The organism is Epibacterium sp. ABV4_022 (genome assembly GCF_056159345.1).
The window spans coordinates 3,015,586-3,031,442 of record NZ_JBSWVA010000001.1; the positions used below are offsets into that span (position 1 = coordinate 3,015,586).

General features: G+C 64.0%; 16 protein-coding genes. 10 read left to right on the forward strand and 6 right to left on the reverse strand.

Annotation, left to right across the window (positions count from 1 at the left end; all coding sequences use genetic code 11):
- Positions 1 to 94: 94 nt before the first annotated feature.
- The 4 genes from rpsD to ACXAF5_RS14345 all read right to left on the reverse strand — a co-directional run bounded on the left by rpsD (position 95) and on the right by ACXAF5_RS14345 (position 3,811).
- Positions 95 to 715, reverse strand: a complete 621-nt coding sequence (gene rpsD, locus ACXAF5_RS14330) for a 30S ribosomal protein S4 (protein ID WP_239320413.1) — start codon at positions 713 to 715, stop codon at positions 95 to 97.
- 382 nt (positions 716 to 1,097) lie between these two features.
- Complete coding sequence (locus ACXAF5_RS14335; RefSeq protein ID WP_474947097.1) at positions 1,098 to 2,159, reverse strand: Hint domain-containing protein; 1,062 nt, start codon at positions 2,157 to 2,159, stop codon at positions 1,098 to 1,100.
- Positions 2,160 to 2,291: 132 nt separating this feature from the next.
- The gene (locus ACXAF5_RS14340; RefSeq protein WP_474947098.1) at positions 2,292 to 3,233 is read right to left on the reverse strand and encodes a lipid A-modifier LpxR family protein; all 942 of its coding nucleotides are present in this window, start codon (positions 3,231 to 3,233) and stop codon (positions 2,292 to 2,294) included.
- 176 nt (positions 3,234 to 3,409) lie between these two features.
- Positions 3,410 to 3,811, reverse strand: a complete 402-nt coding sequence (locus tag ACXAF5_RS14345) for a rhodanese-like domain-containing protein (RefSeq protein ID WP_474947099.1) — start codon at positions 3,809 to 3,811, stop codon at positions 3,410 to 3,412.
- A 193-nt stretch (positions 3,812 to 4,004) separates the two neighbouring features.
- Between ACXAF5_RS14345 and ACXAF5_RS14350 the strand changes: the two genes are divergently transcribed.
- Positions 4,005 to 5,315 (forward strand): NAD(P)/FAD-dependent oxidoreductase, encoded by a 1,311-nt coding sequence (locus ACXAF5_RS14350; protein ID WP_474947100.1) that lies wholly within the window; start codon positions 4,005 to 4,007, stop codon positions 5,313 to 5,315.
- A gap of 46 nt (positions 5,316 to 5,361) precedes the next feature.
- On the opposite strand, the gene ACXAF5_RS14355 is transcribed toward ACXAF5_RS14350, so the two are convergent.
- A complete protein-coding gene (locus ACXAF5_RS14355; RefSeq protein ID WP_239320404.1) occupies positions 5,362 to 6,168 on the reverse strand; it encodes a helix-turn-helix domain-containing protein in 807 nt (268 codons plus the stop codon).
- A 94-nt stretch (positions 6,169 to 6,262) separates the two neighbouring features.
- Here ACXAF5_RS14355 and ACXAF5_RS14360 point away from each other — a divergent pair, with 94 nt between their 5' ends.
- A complete protein-coding gene (locus ACXAF5_RS14360) occupies positions 6,263 to 7,891 on the forward strand; it encodes a sulfatase-like hydrolase/transferase (RefSeq protein ID WP_474947101.1) in 1,629 nt (542 codons plus the stop codon).
- A 303-nt stretch (positions 7,892 to 8,194) separates the two neighbouring features.
- Here ACXAF5_RS14360 and pcaQ read toward each other — a convergent pair whose 3' ends face one another.
- Positions 8,195 to 9,133 carry a pca operon transcription factor PcaQ gene (gene pcaQ, locus ACXAF5_RS14365; RefSeq protein ID WP_474947102.1) on the reverse strand — a complete coding sequence of 313 codons (939 nt, stop codon included), beginning with the start codon at positions 9,131 to 9,133 and terminating at the stop codon, positions 8,195 to 8,197.
- An 80-nt stretch (positions 9,134 to 9,213) separates the two neighbouring features.
- Between pcaQ and pobA the strand changes: the two genes are divergently transcribed.
- The 8 genes from pobA to ACXAF5_RS14405 all read left to right on the forward strand — a co-directional run bounded on the left by pobA (position 9,214) and on the right by ACXAF5_RS14405 (position 15,790).
- Positions 9,214 to 10,383 carry a 4-hydroxybenzoate 3-monooxygenase gene (pobA, locus tag ACXAF5_RS14370; protein ID WP_474947103.1) on the forward strand — a complete coding sequence of 390 codons (1,170 nt, stop codon included), beginning with the start codon at positions 9,214 to 9,216 and terminating at the stop codon, positions 10,381 to 10,383.
- Entirely contained in the window at positions 10,383 to 11,171 is a 789-nt protein-coding gene (gene pcaD, locus ACXAF5_RS14375) for a 3-oxoadipate enol-lactonase (protein ID WP_474947104.1), read from the forward strand. The genes pobA and pcaD overlap by 1 nt, the downstream gene beginning before the upstream one ends.
- Positions 11,164 to 11,568 carry a 4-carboxymuconolactone decarboxylase gene (pcaC, locus tag ACXAF5_RS14380; RefSeq protein WP_474947105.1) on the forward strand — a complete coding sequence of 135 codons (405 nt, stop codon included), beginning with the start codon at positions 11,164 to 11,166 and terminating at the stop codon, positions 11,566 to 11,568. Before pcaD ends, pcaC begins: the two co-directional genes overlap by 8 nt.
- Positions 11,565 to 12,287 (forward strand): protocatechuate 3,4-dioxygenase subunit beta, encoded by a 723-nt coding sequence (gene pcaH / locus ACXAF5_RS14385; RefSeq protein ID WP_474947106.1) that lies wholly within the window; start codon positions 11,565 to 11,567, stop codon positions 12,285 to 12,287. Before pcaC ends, pcaH begins: the two co-directional genes overlap by 4 nt.
- Positions 12,288 to 12,289: 2 nt before the next feature.
- A complete protein-coding gene (gene pcaG, locus ACXAF5_RS14390; RefSeq protein WP_474947107.1) occupies positions 12,290 to 12,907 on the forward strand; it encodes a protocatechuate 3,4-dioxygenase subunit alpha in 618 nt (205 codons plus the stop codon).
- A 9-nt stretch (positions 12,908 to 12,916) separates the two neighbouring features.
- Entirely contained in the window at positions 12,917 to 13,750 is an 834-nt protein-coding gene (locus ACXAF5_RS14395) for a 3-oxoadipate:acetyl-CoA acetyltransferase (protein WP_474947108.1), read from the forward strand.
- 40 nt (positions 13,751 to 13,790) lie between these two features.
- Positions 13,791 to 14,864: a 3-carboxy-cis,cis-muconate cycloisomerase gene (locus tag ACXAF5_RS14400; protein WP_474947109.1), complete on the forward strand. Its 1,074-nt coding sequence runs from the start codon at positions 13,791 to 13,793 to the stop codon at positions 14,862 to 14,864.
- Positions 14,865 to 14,989: 125 nt separating this feature from the next.
- Positions 14,990 to 15,790 carry a DUF4394 domain-containing protein gene (locus ACXAF5_RS14405; protein ID WP_474947110.1) on the forward strand — a complete coding sequence of 267 codons (801 nt, stop codon included), beginning with the start codon at positions 14,990 to 14,992 and terminating at the stop codon, positions 15,788 to 15,790.
- Positions 15,791 to 15,857: the final 67 nt, after the last annotated feature.

Genomic DNA, 15,857 nt, shown 5'->3' on the forward strand with positions numbered 1-15,857 from the left:
CCCCCAACCGCGCCGTCCCCATGCAAAAAGCCGCCCCGGGCAGGAGCGGCTTTTCCATGTCTCGTCTCCGGAGGGCCCGCCAGGGGCCGTCGGATCAGTTCTTGGCGTAGAATTCGACCACGAGGTTCGGTTCCATCACCACCGGGTAGGGCACATCGGCCAGCGCGGGCGCGCGCACGAAGGTGGCGGTCAGTTTGGAGTGATCGGCTTCGATGTAGTCCGGAACGTCACGCTCGGCCAGCTGCACGGCCTCCAGAACGGCAACGTTCTGCTTGGACTTTTCACGCACCTCGATCACGTCGCCTTCTTTGACGCGGTAGGAGGGGATGTTGACGCGCTTGCCGTTCACCAGCACGTGGCCGTGGTTCACGAACTGACGGGCCGCAAAGACGGTCGGCACGAATTTGGCGCGGTAGACAACAGCGTCCAGACGACGCTCCAGCAGACCGATGAGGTTTTCACCAGTGTCGCCCTTCACACGCTCGGCTTCGCCGTAGATGCGACGGAATTGCTTCTCGGTCAGGTCACCGTAGTAGCCTTTCAGCTTCTGCTTGGCGCGCAGCTGAATACCGAAGTCGGACAGTTTGCCTTTGCGGCGCTGACCGTGCTGGCCGGGGCCATATTCACGACGGTTCACCGGGGACTTCGGACGACCCCAGATGTTTTCGCCCATGCGGCGGTCAATTTTGTACTTGGCAGACGTGCGTTTGGTCACGGCTGATCTCCTTCTTTAGTGGCATTGCAAGATAGATCCGAAAACCGGTTCCCACTTTTCGGCTTGCAATCGCATCTGCCATTGCACCGTCAGCGTTCACCTGTTCCAGAAAACCTGCAACAAACGAAGGGCGTTGTCCTCTTGGGTTTGGGTCTTGCGACCGTCCACCATGACAGGCATCCCCTTGCGGGGGCCACCAACACCAATGAAGCCGCGCTTCTACAGCACCCCTTGCCCGTGTCAAGAGTGATCCGGCAGTTTTATGCCCACCCCTTTCGCAAGAGCAACCGCAACAGCCGCAGCCCAGATCAATGGGCGCAGGAGAGCCCCAACGGCTTTCCCCTTGTGGGAAAGCTCCGGCCTGTGCGCCGCAGGCGCTCCGCTAGGCGGCGTCGTGCAAGAGGATTGCGGCCTCGGACGCCGACAGGTTGCGCCGCGCAAAAGCGCCATAGCTGGCCGGATCCTGTTCGACCCCCGGCAAGCGACGCAGCAGGCGCTTGCGGTCGCTGTCATCCAACGCGGTCAGGGCGGCATTGGCGGGGTGGAAGCTCTCGGTCTCAACCCCATTGGCCCAGATCACCTGATGGTGCTCCAGTAGCAGATGCACATAGGTCACCTCGCGCACGCTGTGATCGACCGCAATGGTGCCGCCATTGATCAGGTCACGCGCCGCCACCAGAACCTCCGGCGCGTTGAACAGCGCCTGCGCGGCCCGGCCACGCACCAGCATGCGGTGTTCCGGCGACACCAGCAATTCGCATTCGGGGCGATCAATCCCCAGGGCCCCGGCCCGGATGCGCACCGGTCGCAGCTGCGGCATCACAAACAACCGCGCCCCGCTCATCCGGCGCGTGCCGATCCATTGCACCACCTGGGCGCCGTTGTCGCGGGTTTGCACCCGATCACCTTCGCGCAGGGTCTCCACCGGCTTCGGCCCGTCCGGCGTCGCGATACGGGTGCCGGGGGTAAAGCAGATCACGCCGGGGTCTCGCGGCGCCTGATCGGCCCCCATTCGGCCCAAGGCCTGATGCACCACCCAGAGGTCGGTGTTGCGGGGCGGGATTTCATCGACAAACATCAACAGCGGCGACCGCCCGGGGCCGGCCTCGATCATGGTGACGGTATAGCTCTGCACGCCATTGGTGACGACAAAGCTGCTGTCCATGGCCGGATCGTCAACATCAATGGCGTGGATATCACTGCGATTCTGCACGGCCGCGCCGACGAGGCGGCGCACCGTACGCGCCGCACGACGCCGAAGGTCCTGTTCCCCATCTGCCATATCCAGACGCAACAGTTCTGATGGCCCGTCCACGCGCACGGCCTCCCCATGCCAAGACCACGCAGCGCCCACCTCGAGTGCTGCAACAGGTGCCGCCTCGAGACCATCAATTTCCGTTTGCGTCCAGGAGATGACAAACGTGCCGCAAAAGCCCGTCTTCATCCGCTCTAGCCTGCCTCAGTTGAGTTTATCTCAATTATTAATGAAGCGTTAACAAATCAGCCCCCTAGGTGGAAGACTTAATCCCCGGGGCCGGTTTGCTTTTGACCCGGAGACCGTGGCGTAAAAACCACGTCAAAATGTCCAGCGCAGCCGCAGGGAGCCCACGATCTGCCCGGTGTCCTGACCAGAGAACTCCCTGCCCAGATAGGTAATTCCATAAAAGAAATCGCGCCCGTCGCCTTGCCAGTGCAGCCCTGCACGCAGGCGGTCGCGACGTGAATTCAGCGCGTATCCGCGCCCGTCCGGCAGGTAGACGGACTCGGCCACATGCGCCACATCGCCCCCCAGCGTGAAACTCAGGCCACGGGTGTCATACATCGTCCGGTAGCGCTGGCCCGTCACCGGATCTCGCACAAGGAGTTCGCCCTGCCCGGCCGTGCCCAGGGTCAGGTCCGCGCCGATTCGCACCAATGTCTCATCCCCGGCGCGCGCTTCGACAAAGGGACGCAGACGGCTGCGCGGGCCAAGCGTGATGGTTTTGCCCAACTCGCCGACGAACGTGGGGCGTATCCTGTTGGGGATCTGCGCATCGCGCACCGCATCCGACGGGCGTGTGGTGTTGGCCAGATCATGCAGCGCATCCTGAAACCCGTCGAGCCCGGTTTGCGGACCGATAAAGACCAGATCGCCGCCAAGCGAGATCTCCAGTGACCCGCGCTGCATATGGGTGTGCAGCCCCAGCGACAGGGCCCCCGCCCAGGGCCGATCACCGGCAGCCGGATTGCGCAGATTGTCCGGGGCGATGATCTGGCCAAGAAAGCGCAGCTCCAACAGCTCTCCGAAGTTCGCAGGGGCCTGCCCGTCCCAGCCATAGCCGTAAATCCGCGACGAGGCGACAGACCCGGTGCGCCAGCGATCCTTGCCATCGCCGATCAGATCATTGTCGATCAGGTGGCCATAGCCGATCCGGTGACGTTTCAGCGCCTCTGACGGGGCCGCCTCCGCCGCCTGCACAGTGCTGGCCAAAGGAAGCGCAATCGCGGCGCAGAGCGCCAGCGCGAAGGATCGGATCATCTAAATACCTGCTGGTGGGTTATTGGTGTCTTTAGGCCCCAACTGGTTAACCAACACTTAATGGCGCCACTAGTGCAGCCGGGCCACAGCATCCCGCAAAGACCATCACGCGCGCCCCGGAAATGCCGCGTTTTTGTCGCGATATGAACCCCTTGGCCTGCTGTCGGGAGGGGACGCTAGCCCTCGTCAACCGGAGCCACCACCGGGCCGCCTGCCTTGAGCCAGCCGGAAAACCCGTCGCTTAAGTGCGCGGCCTCAAACCCCATGTCCTGCAACATCGCCACCGACAGGGCCGACCGCCACCCCGAGGCGCAATGAAAGACAAAGCGTTTTTCCTCGGCAAAGATCTCTTTGAAATAGGGGCTGTCGGGATCGACCCAGAACTCCAGCATACCGCGCGGACAATGAAAACTGCCGGGGATAAACCCCACGCGCTGGCGTTCCCGCACATCGCGCAGGTCGACAAACACCACCTCCGGCGTGCCATGCAGGGCAATCGCCTCTGCCGCAGTGATTTCCTCGATGCGGGCGCGGGCTGCGGCGACCATCTGCGCCGATGTTGTCTTGAGCTGTGCCATCCGGACCTCCTGCGGCGTGTGTTTCCAACACTCTAGGGGCAGCTTTGCCCCCACGCCAGCCCCGGCGAGGGGGCGCGCGATCACAGCAATTGACAGCCGCCCTGCCCTGCCGCAGTGTCGCCCGCAGACTGGTAAATTATGGCCCGGTACATTGATGCACCGACCCTGCCCCCGAACATGCGAGGAGATCAGCGTGACCACAGACACGTCCCTTTCCCAATCCGCCGGTCAGCCGCGTTCCGAACCGATCTCTCTGTGGGACCGCTCATCCGAGGAACCCACCTATGCCAATCCCCTGGCACAGGACGCCCGCGTCGATGTGGCCATCGTGGGCGGCGGCTACACGGGGCTGTCGACCGCGCTGCATGGCGCGCTCAAGGGGCTGTCGTGTCACGTGCTGGAGGCCGAGGAGATCGGCCATGGCGGCTCCGGGCGCAACGTGGGGCTGGTCAATGCCGGTCTGTGGCTGCCACCGCAACAGGTGGAGCAGATGCTGGGCAAGGCGCATGGCGGCGCATTGGTGCGCGAGCTGGGCGATATGCCCGATTATGTGTTCTCGCTGATCGAGCAATATCAGATCCGCTGCGAGGCCACCCGCGCAGGCACCATCCACGCCGCACATGCCGCATCGGGGCTGCGCGATCTTGAGGCCCGCGCCGCAGGCTGGCAGGCGCTTGGTGCGCCGGTGCGCCTGCTGAGCGCGGGCGAAACCGCCGAAAAGACCGGCACCGCAAAATTTCACGGCGGACTCCTGGATGCGCGCGCCGGCACCATCAACCCGATGGGCTATGTGCGCGGATTGGCCCGCGCCGCACGGGCAGCCGGGGCAGACATCTCCACCGGGACCAAGGTGCATGCGCTGAAGAAAGACGGCGCAGACTGGAAGGTAGAAACAGACCGCGGCGTGATCACCGCCGGGCGCGTCGTCATCGCCACCAACGCCTATAGCAATGACCTGTGGCCGGGGCTGGCGCAGAGCTTCACGCCGATCCATTTCTTCCAGATGGCCACCCAGCCCCTCGGCGCCGAGGCCGGTTCAATCCTGCCCGAGGGTCAGGGCCTATGGGACACCGGCAAGATCATGTTCTCGCTGCGCCGCGATCAGGCGGGACGCCTGATTATCGGCTCCATGGGGTCGGTGGTGGGCGGCACCGAGGGACTCACTCGCCGCTGGGCCGAACGCAAGCTGCGCCGCCTGTTCCCCGACCTCGGCGCGCTGGAGTTCGCGGACGCCTGGCACGGGCAGATCGCCTTCACCCCCGATCACCTGTTCCGCATTCACCGGCTGGACGACGGGCTCTATGCCCCCGTGGGCTATAACGGACGCGGCATCACCACCGGCACGTTGTTTGGCCGGGCGCTGGCGGAGCTGTTCTGCGGCGCGTCAGAGGACAGCCTGCCGCTGCCGATCACCGACCTGAAACCCGACCGGGGGCGTGCGGTGAAAACCCAGTTCTATCGAAGCGCTTTCCTGGCCAAACAGGCGGCGGAAAGCCTGCTCTGACCACCACAGGGGCGGCGCTCAGGCCGAGGTGCTCAGGCCGGGGGGCTCAGGCCGGGGGGCTGTCCCAGACCTGATCCAGCCCTGCGTTGATGTCTGCTGCCGCCTGCTGCAAGGCATCAAGATGGAGTTCTGCAAACTCGGGCACGGATTTATAGGTGCGCAGCCACAGCACCGACAGCCCGCCCAGAACCTGTGCGCCGGCCCGGATCGGCACCGCAATGGCGCGCAGGTCGGTGTCCCACTCGCGCTCGCTGAGGTGGGCGGGCAGACGCTCGGCATAGCCACGGGCGCGGACCTCCTCGATCCGCCGCATCAGCGCGGGCAGATCCAGCCCAAAGCGCACCGGCCCCCAGTGCAGATCGGATTTCAGCGCCTCATAGGTGGCGGCAATTTCGCCGTCGCTCAGGGCGGCGAGGCAGGCCAGACCGGTGGCCGAGCCGAAATGGCTGACCCGGCGGTTGATCTGGCCCTGTTCAACGTGGAAATTGCTGACCTGCCGGGTGCTGTCGATGATCCGCATCGCGCGTGCCTCGCGGATATGGATGTCTGACGGCCAGCCGATCGCCTTGGTCAGCGCCAGCGCCCGCGGGATCGCCGCATCTGCCACCTGCAACATCCCCTTCGGCATCACCTCGGTCGAAATGTCGGGAAACACCAACAGCGTGCGATAGAGCTGGTCCGCCAGCGAGCGGCGCACGATCTTGCGCGCGATCAGGGTTTGCAACAGCCGCCGGATGGTGCTCTTGGGCAGGCCGGTGGCACGGTGCAGATCCGCCAGCGACATCGCCCCCTCGCGCGCGAGGGTTTCCAGGATCTCGATGCCACGATCAAGGGAGCGGTTTTCTTTCAACATGCCCTGTCATGCCACTGAGCGGCACGATTTGACAAAGGTTTTCTGCGCGCCCGTCCCTCTTCTAGGCTGGCCGCCAGCAGGAGGGAGCCGTGCGATGAATATCCTCTTTATCATGTTCGACCAGCTGCGGTTCGACTACCTAAGCTGCGCCGGTCATCCGCATCTGAAAACGCCCCATATCGACCGGCTGGCTGAGCGCGGCGTGCGGTTCACCAATGCCTATGTGCAATCGCCCATCTGCGGCGCGGCACGGATGAGCTGCTACACCGGGCGCTATGTCTCCAGCCACGGGGCGCAATGGAACAACTCGCCGCTGCGGGTCGGCGAATGGACCATGGGGGATCACCTGCGCAAGGCGGGCATGGGCTGCTGGCTCATTGGCAAAACGCATATGAACGCCGACAGCGAGGGCATGGCCCGCCTCGGCCTCAGCCCTGACAGCGTGATTGGCGCACGCCAGGCCGAATGTGGCTTTGACGTCTGGATCCGCGACGATGGGCTCTGGGCCGAGGGGCCGGACGGGTTTTATGACCAAAAACGCAGCCCCTACAATGAGTACCTGAAATCAAAGGGTTACGCGGGTCATAACCCTTGGCACGACTTCGCCAATGCGGGGCTTGAGGGCGAAGAGATGGCCTCCGGCTGGTTCATGGCCAATGCGCAGAAGGCCGCGAATATTGCCGAGGAAGACAGCGAAACCCCGTGGCTCACCACCAAGACCATCGAGTTTATCGAGCAAGCCGAAGGGCCGTGGTGCGCGCATGTGAGCTATATCAAGCCGCATTGGCCCTATATCGTGCCCGCGCCCTATCACGACATGTACGGGCCGGAGCATGTGCTGCCCGCCGTCAAAGACCCCGCGGAGCGCGACGATCCGCACCCGGTCTACGGCGCCTTCATGGGCAATGCCATCGGTCAGGCCTTCTCGCGCGAAGAGGTCCGGCAAGCCGCCATCCCCGCCTATATGGGCCTCATCAAGCAATGCGATGACCAGATGGGGCGGCTGTTTCAGTACCTTGAGGACACGGGCCGGATGGATGACACGATGATCGTGATCACCTCTGATCACGGCGACTATCTGGGCGATCATTGGCTGGGCGAGAAGGATCTCTTTCACGAACCCTCCGTCAAAGTGCCGATGATCATCTATGATCCCCGCCCCGAAGCCAACGCCACTCGCGGCACCACCTGCGACGCGCTGGTGGAAAACATCGACCTGCTGCCCACTTTCGTGGAGGCCGCAGGTGGCGAGGTCGCAGATCACATCTTGGAGGGCCGCGCGCTTACACCGTGGTTGCACGGTCAAACACCCGAGGTGTGGCGGGAGTACGCGATCAGCGAATACGATTATTCCGGCACCCCGATGAGTGTAAAGCTTGGCATCGCCCCCCGCGATGCGCGGCTTTTTATGGTGACGGACACGCGCTGGAAGTTCATGCACGCCGAGGGCGGCCTGCCGCCAATGCTGTTTGACCTGGAAAACGACCCGCAAGAGTTTAACGACCTTGGCCGCAGTCCAGACCACAGCGAGGTGATCGACATGATGTATGCGCGCCTCGGCCAATGGGGGCGGCGCATGTCACAACGCATCACCCGCTCAGACGCGCAGATCATCGCGGGACGCGGCGCCTCGCGCGGCAAGGGCATTCTGCTTGGGGTCTATGACCCCGATGACGTTCCCGCCGAGCTCACCGTGAAATACCGCGGCAAGCCCCCGGTCTAAACGCGGGCACCCAGCACCCCCTCTGTGCCACCCCGAAGAGCGCGGGGAGGCTCCCGCCCAGGCCGCAGGGATCACAGATCCCCTTGCCCGGTTGGGCCCGGCGCCGCGCTGGCGCGCGGCGTGCCACCGCCCCACCTTCAGCTTTTTCCAAATATCTCGGGGGTGAGGGCCGCAAGGCCCGAGGGGGCAGCGCCCCCTGGCGCCCGGACCCCGTCCGGGCGCTGGGCCCAAGGCCGCCAACGGGTCCTGCCGCAGGCCGGGCACGTGCGGGCGCGGGAGGCCTTCCGGGTCTATACGCAACACTCAGCTCACATCATACCCCAGCGCACCGATTGCTGCGTGCAGCGCTTTGAGGAACACCCCTTCCAGCGGCGTCCGCTCTGCATCCTGCCGCAGCATCAGCCCGACCGGCCCCTTGGTCAGCGACATGTCGAAGGGCAGTTCGACCAAGCGCCCGTCGGCAAGCTCGTTGCGCACCACCCCGCGCGAAATCATCCAGATTGCATCGGTATCGCGCGCATGCACCCGGGCAAAGGCGCCCGAGACCGTTTCGATCCGATGCGGCGGTTCCGACAGGCCATGGCTGATCAGCCACCGCTCCACCAACGGGCGAATGGCCGCCGTGGAGGGCGGGAAGATCACCGGCCAGCGGGTCAGATCCGACAGGCTCGGAGCCGCCAGACAGGGATGGCCGGGCCGCACCGCGCACACGACCTCTTCGGTATAGAGCTGGGTAAAGGACACCCCCTGCATCACCGCGGGATCGCCCAGCCGCCCGATCACCATGCTCACCGCGCCGCTGCGCAGCAGGTCGATCAGCATCCCGTGCGGCCCGTCGGACAATCGCAAAACCGCCTCGGGCGCCAGCCTGCGAAACTCCTCCGCGACCCGCGGCAGCAGCCCCGCCGCCACGCTGGGCAAGGCGCCCACGGTAACCTCCTGGCGCAACAGGCCGCCCTGGGTGCGATCCACACTGTCCAGCCCGTGATCGAGCGCGGCCAGGCTCATGCGGGCAAAATGGGCAAAGATCTCCCCGGCTTCGGTCAGCTCAACCCCGGCCCGGCTGCGCCGCAAGAGCGTCGCCCCGAGGATCTCTTCCAGCTCCTTCAGGGTGCGCGACATCGCCGGTTGCGTCAGCCCCAGATGCTCTGCCGCGCCCTTCAGACTGCCGTGTGCCACCGCCTCCGACAGGCATTGCATGTGGCGGATCTTGACCTGTCGTGAACGCTTTAAATTACCCATATCGGTATCTATAAAGCTGCATTTCTCATTTTAGAATACAAAAACTGCATGATACGCTGCACTCAAAGCGGGAGGCTTGGATGCGGACACAGGTGGTTATTGTCGGCGGAGGTCCGTCGGGAATGTTGTTGGGGCAATTGTTGCACCTGAATGGGATCGACACCGTCGTTCTGGAACGGCGCAGCAAGGCACATGTTCTGAGCCGCATCCGTGCGGGCATCCTCGAACAGGGCATGGTCGAGCTGATGCACAAGGCGGGCGTCGGTGCGCGGCTGGAGCGCGAGAGCTTTCACCACGAGGGCACGCAGATCGCCCACAATGACCAGATGTTCGGCATCAATTTCAAGCAGCTGATCGGCAAATCGGTGATCCTCTACGGCCAGACCGAAGTCACCCGCGATCTCTATGAGGCGCGCGAGAAGGTCGGCGCCCAGACGATCTTTGACGTGGCGGATGCCGCCATCCACGACGCGGACACCGATGCGCCCTATGTGACCTTCCACAAGGACGGGCGGGAACAGCGTATTGATTGCGATTTCATCGCCGGTTGTGACGGGTTCCATGGCGTCAGCCGCCGCACCATTCCGGCCTCCGTGCGCACCGAGTATGAAAAGGTCTATCCCTTCGGCTGGCTCGGCATCCTGTCGGAAACCCCACCGGTCAACGAAGAGCTGATCTATGCCAATTCCGAGGACGGCTTTGCGCTCTGTTCGATGCGCAATGCCAACCTCAGCCGATATTACGTGCAGTGTTCTCTGGGTGATGACGTCGGCGACTGGACCGACACGCGCTTCTGGGACACGCTGCGCCGCCGCCTGCCCGCCGAGGTCGCCGAGGCGCTGGTGACAGGTCCCTCGATCGAGAAATCCATCGCGCCGCTGCGGTCGTTTGTGAGCGAGCCGATGCGCTGGGGGCGGTTGTTCCTCTGCGGCGATGCCGCCCATATCGTGCCGCCCACCGGGGCGAAGGGTCTGAACACCGCCGCCTCTGATGTGCATTACCTCTATACTGGGCTGCTGCGGTTCTATCAGGATAAGGACAGCGAAGGACTGGATCGTTATTCCGAAAAGGCGCTTGCCCGGGTCTGGAAGGCGGAGCGGTTCAGCTGGTGGATGACCTCCCTGCTGCATCGGTTCCCGGATCAAAGCCCGTTTGATGTAAAAATGCAGGCGGCGGAACTGGCCTTCCTGCGTGACAACGAGGACGCGCAGCGGGTGCTGGCGACCAATTACGTCGGGTTGCCCTACTGATGCAGGCGGCGCGACTGACACATGCAACGCTCCATTGGCGCGCGGATGGCGACCCAAACGGGCCCGCGGTGGTCTTTGCCAACTCGCTGGGCACGGATCTGCGGCTCTGGGATGCAGTGATCGACCGCCTGCCCAAGCATCTGCGGCTGATCCGGTATGACAAGCGCGGCCATGGCCTCAGCTCCTGCCCCAAAGGGCCCTATTCCCTCGACGATCTCGCCGAGGATGCGCTGGAGCTGTTGGATCATCTGGGTGTTGAGACTTGTACCTTTGTCGGCCTGTCGATCGGCGGCATGATTGCGCAGACCGTGGCGGCCCGCGCGCCAGAGCGGATCTCGGCGCTGGTGCTGTCTAACACCGCCGCAAAAATGGGCGAGGCGCAGATGTGGCAGGACCGGATCGCAGCCATCGAGGCCGGCGGCATTGCGGCCCTGTCGGGTGCGGTGATGGAGCGCTGGTTTGCGCCCGATTTCCTGAGCACCCACACGCATCTGCCATGGCGGCACATGCTGGAGCGTACACCGCAGGCGGGCTACATCGCCTGTTGTCAGGCCATTGCGGGCGCAGACCTCAGCAAGATCACCAAGACCCTGCGCCAGCCGACCCTTGGCATCGCGGGCAGTGCGGATGGTGCCAGCCCCGCCGCGCTGGTGGAGGCCACCATCGACCTGATCCCCGACGCAGCGTTCACCGTGATCGAGGACACCGGCCATTTGCCCTGTGTCGAGGCGCCCGAGGCCTATGCCGGGGTGGTATTAGAGTTCCTGGAGGAGTTGGGCCATGTCTAAACAGTCCCAAAGCGACCGCTATATCACCGGCATGACCATCCGCCGCAAGGTCCTGGGCGACGACCACGTGGACCGGGCCGAGGCGAAGAAAACCGCCTTTGACGCGCCATTCCAGACGCTGATCACTGAAACCGCCTGGGGCAATGTCTGGGCCAGCGACGGGGTCTCGGACCGTGAACGCTCTATGCTGACGCTGGCGCTTCTGGCCGCGCTTGGCAATTTTGACGAGATCCCCATGCACATCCGCGCTACCGCCCGCACGGGCGCAAGCAAAACCGATGTGCTGGAGGCGTTCCAGCATGTGGCCATCTACGCAGGTGTGCCACGCGCCAATCACGCGCTGAAGCTGGCCAAGGAAACCTACGCTGAGATGGAACAGGAGGCGGGCGAAGAATGAGCAACGGCTATGTAAACCGCGACCGGCGCTGGCATCCGCCCAGCATCACGCCGGACTACAAGACCTCGGTGGCGCGCGGCCCGCGTCATGCGCCGCTGTCCTTTCCCACCACTTTGGTCGAGGAAACCGGGCCGGTGTTCGGCCACGACATGCTGGGCAAACTGGACAACGACCTGATCCTGAACTTTGCCAAGGGGGACGGCATGGCAATCGGCCCGCGCATCATCGTGCATGGGCAAGTGCGCGACGAATTTGGCCGTGGGGTGCCCGGTGCCCTCATTGAGGTCTGGCAGGCCAATGCGGGCGGGCGCTATCGCCACAAGAAGGAAAGCTATCTGGCGCCGCTGGACCCGAATTTCGGCGGCTGCGGGCGCTGCATCAGCGACGCACAGGGGTTCTATGAGTTCCGCACCATCATGCCCGGTCCCTACCCCTGGCCCAATACGATGAACGACTGGCGCCCGGCGCATATCCATTTTTCCATCTTTGGTGCGGGATTTGCCCAGCGCCTGATCACCCAGATGTATTTCGAGGGCGACCCGCTGATCTGGCACTGCCCCATCGTCGACACCATCCCGACCCGCGAGGGGATCGAGAGCCTCGTGGCGGCGCTCGACATGGCGCGCACGGTGCCGATGGATGCGCGGGCCTACAAGTTCGACATCACCCTGCGCGGCCGTCGCCAGACGATGTTTGAAAACCGCATGGAGGGGCTGTGATCATGGTGCAACCGTTGAGCTATCTGAAGGAATCCCCCTCGCAGACCGCCGGGCCTTACGTGCACATCGGATGCACGCCGAATTTTGCCGAGATCGAAGGTGTTTATCCGCAGGACCTCGGCCATGAGATGATCACCGGCGACGTGCAAGGTCAGCGCATCCGCATCACCGGCCGCGTCATCGACGGCACCGGCACGCCGCTGCGCGATGCGATGATCGAGATCTGGCAGCCGGATGCCGCGGGGCTGTTCAACTCCCCCGCTGAGACGCGCGGCACGGCCGATCCGAACTTCACCGGCTGGGGGCGCTGTGCCTCGGATATGACGACGGGGGAGTTTGCCTTTGACACGGTCAAGCCCGGCGCGGTGCCCTTTGTCGATGGCCGCATGCAGGCGCCGCATGTGACGCTCTGGATCGTGGCGCGGGGCATTAACCTCGGCCTGCACACGCGGATGTATTTCCCCGATGAGGCAGAGGCCAACGCCGCCGACCCGGTCCTGAGCCGCATCGAACATCAGACCCGCGTCAAAACCCTGATTGGCGAGGATAAGGGCGACGGGCACATCCATTTCGACATTCGCCTTCAGGGGCATAATGAAACCGTGTTTTTCGACATCTGAGGCCAGATCATGAGCAACCCTTGCATCCTTTGCGTGGCGATCACCGGTTCCCTGCCGACCAAGGCCAACAATCCGGCGGTGCCGATCACCGTGTCCGAACAGATCGAGAGCACCCATGAGGCGTTTGAGGCCGGGGCCAGCATCTGTCACGCCCATGTGCGCAATGACGACGAGACGCCCTCCTCCGATCCGGAAAAATTCGCAGCGCTGAAGGAAGGGCTGGAGAAACACTGCCCCGGCATGATTATCCAGTTTTCCACCGGCGGCCGGTCGGGCGCGGGCAAGACGCGCGGCGGCATGCTGCCGTTACAGCCCGACATGGCGTCCCTGTCGGTGGGGTCGAACAACTTCCCCACCCGGGTCTATGAAAACACGCCGGATCTGGTCGACTGGCTGGCAGGCGAGATGCGAACGCATCACATCACGCCGGAGGTGGAGGCCTTTGACCTCAGCCATATCCTGCAGGCGATCCGGCTGCATCAGGAGGGTGCGCTTTATGGCAAGCTCTATGTGCAATTTGTGATGGGCGTGAAAAACGCGATGCCTGCCGACAAGGAGGTCTTTGACCTCTATGTCGATCTGGTCAAACGCCGCGCGCCCGGGGCTAATTGGTGTGCGGCGGGCATTGGGGCGAACCAGCTGATCGTGAACGAATGGGCCATTGCCGCCGGTGGGCATACGCGCACGGGGCTTGAGGACAACGTGCGGCTGGATCGCCAGACGCTTGCGCCCTCCAATGCGGCACTGATCCGGCGCGCGGCGGCGCTCTGCGAGAAATACGAACGCCCCGTCGCCACCTGGCAACAGGCGCGCGAGATCCTTGACGTGCCCTTGCGCGGCTGATCTGGTTTCATCATTCCGCCTCAAAGGACCGCCTGCCCCCGTGAACCCGCTGACCTCGACCAACCCCTATTTTGCCGGCCTCTTTGCCGATGATGAGATCACGGATTTGTTCAGTGGTCCTGCAACCGCAGAAGCCTTCCTCGCCTATGAGGTCGCGCTGACCCGCGCGGCGGCAGAGGTCGGGAAGATCGAAGCGGATCTTGCGGCGCGGGCAGTGGCGGCGATGGCGGGGTTCGCGCCCGATGTGGCGGCAGTGCAGGCGGATCTGAAGACAGACGGCATGGCGGTGCCCGGTTATGTGCGGCAACTCAAGGCGCATGTGGGCGCAGAGCTTGCCGCCGCTGTGCACCCCGGTGCCACCAGTCAGGATCTGATCGACACCGCGCTGGTGCTGGCGATCCGTGCGGCAAACGCGATTTACCTGTCGCGGCTGGAGGCGTTGAACACCGCACTGGAGTCGCTGGGGCGGACACAGGGCGAAAACGCCCTGATGGCGCGCACCCGGATGCAGGCGGCATTGCCGATCACGGCCGGGCATCGGATCACCACCTGGGCCGGGCCGGTGCAGCGCCATGCAAAACGGCTGGAGACCTTGCGCCCCGAGGTGGAGCTGTTGCAATTCGGCGGCCCGGTGGGGGATCGCCAGCGCAGTCAGCCGCATGGCGATGCGATGGCCCGGTTCATGGCAGCCGAGTTGGGACTGCATTCCCCTGCCCGCAGCTGGCACACCGAGCGCGACGGGCTGGCGACATACGCCAGCTGGCTCTCCGCCCTGACCGGCAGCCTCGGCAAGATCGGGCAGGATATCTGCCTGATGGCGCAGCAGGGCGTCGATGCGCTGGCGCAGCAGGGCGGCGGCAGCAGCTCTGCCATGGCGCATAAACAGAACCCGGTGACGGCGGAACTGCTGGTGACCCTGGCGCGCTATAACGCAGGCCAATTGCCCCTGATGCATCAGGCGATGGTGCATGAACAGGAACGCTCTGGCGCGATGTGGACGCTGGAATGGATGGTGCTGCCGGCCATGATGACCTGCACCGGCGCGGCGCTGCGTCTGGCCACCGAGCAGATACAGGCGATCACCCGGATCGGGGACGCCGCCGCCCCCATCTGACCCGCCGCCCAAAACTTTTTTCAAAAAAATTGCCGCCTGCTGCATCCAAATGCGGCGCTGACGGAGTCTCCCCTCTGACAGCGCACGGATGGTCCGTGCCTCAGTCAAACAGAGAGGAGCTTTTTATGCATTCCCTTAAGACCGCTTTTGTGACCGCATCCATTTTCGCAACCGCCCAGCTGGCGCAAGCGGACGACCATGCCGCCCCGATGGCGATCGGGCTGAGTGGCGACAACATGCTGCATATGATCAACGCCGAAACCGCCGGGGTCACCGGCTCCATGCCCGTCAAGGGCGTCGACAAGCTGCTGGGCATCGATCTGCGCCCGGCCACCGGTCAGCTGATCGGCGTCACCTCCACCTTTGACATCGTCGAGATTGACCCAATGACCGGCGAGGCCACGGTGATTTCCACCATGGACAAGGAACTGCCGATCGCCGAGGGCGCGCCGGTGATCGTGGATTTCAACCCCAAGGCCAACAAGCTGCGCTTCATGAGCGGCACCACCAACCACCGGGTGGACATCGAAAGCGGTGCCGTGACCGTGGATGGCTCGCTCGCCTTTGAAGAAAAAGACATGCACGCGGGCGAGGCTCCGGCGATCGTCGCGGCGGCCTATATCAACTCCTACGGGCAGCCGGATTCGACGGCGATGTATGACATCGATTCCACCATCGTGGCGCTGATCCAGCAGACCTCGCCCAACGATGGCACGCTGGCGGCGATCGGCAAGCTGGGCATTGACGGGGCGCAGACCTATGCCTTTGACATTGCAACCGATGCAGAGGGCAACAATACCGCCTGGCTCGCGGCTGGTGGCAGCCTCAACACCGTCTCCCTGGAGAGCGGCAAGGTCATGGAAAGCTGGGAAATCAAGGGCGCGGATGCGCCGCTGCGCGACATCACCTTCATGACGGCGAAGTGACATCAGGGTTGCACATCGTGACGCATTTCGTGTTATGGTTGCGTGAGTGAGTGCGAGTAACCCCATG

Coding starts and splice junctions, on each gene's coding strand:
- ACXAF5_RS14335 (WP_474947097.1), bottom strand. CDS start 2,159: ATGAAGACGGGCTTTTGCGGCACGTTTGTCATCTCCTGGACGCAAACG.
- ACXAF5_RS14340 (WP_474947098.1), bottom strand. CDS start 3,233: ATGATCCGATCCTTCGCGCTGGCGCTCTGCGCCGCGATTGCGCTTCCT.
- ACXAF5_RS14345 (WP_474947099.1), bottom strand. CDS start 3,811: ATGGCACAGCTCAAGACAACATCGGCGCAGATGGTCGCCGCAGCCCGC.
- ACXAF5_RS14355 (WP_239320404.1), bottom strand. CDS start 6,168: ATGTTGAAAGAAAACCGCTCCCTTGATCGTGGCATCGAGATCCTGGAA.
- ACXAF5_RS14360 (WP_474947101.1), top strand. CDS start 6,263: ATGAATATCCTCTTTATCATGTTCGACCAGCTGCGGTTCGACTACCTA.
- pcaQ (WP_474947102.1), bottom strand. CDS start 9,133: ATGGGTAATTTAAAGCGTTCACGACAGGTCAAGATCCGCCACATGCAA.
- pobA (WP_474947103.1), top strand. CDS start 9,214: ATGCGGACACAGGTGGTTATTGTCGGCGGAGGTCCGTCGGGAATGTTG.
- pcaD (WP_474947104.1), top strand. CDS start 10,383: ATGCAGGCGGCGCGACTGACACATGCAACGCTCCATTGGCGCGCGGAT.
- pcaC (WP_474947105.1), top strand. CDS start 11,164: ATGTCTAAACAGTCCCAAAGCGACCGCTATATCACCGGCATGACCATC.
- pcaH (WP_474947106.1), top strand. CDS start 11,565: ATGAGCAACGGCTATGTAAACCGCGACCGGCGCTGGCATCCGCCCAGC.
- pcaG (WP_474947107.1), top strand. CDS start 12,290: ATGGTGCAACCGTTGAGCTATCTGAAGGAATCCCCCTCGCAGACCGCC.
- ACXAF5_RS14395 (WP_474947108.1), top strand. CDS start 12,917: ATGAGCAACCCTTGCATCCTTTGCGTGGCGATCACCGGTTCCCTGCCG.
- ACXAF5_RS14405 (WP_474947110.1), top strand. CDS start 14,990: ATGCATTCCCTTAAGACCGCTTTTGTGACCGCATCCATTTTCGCAACC.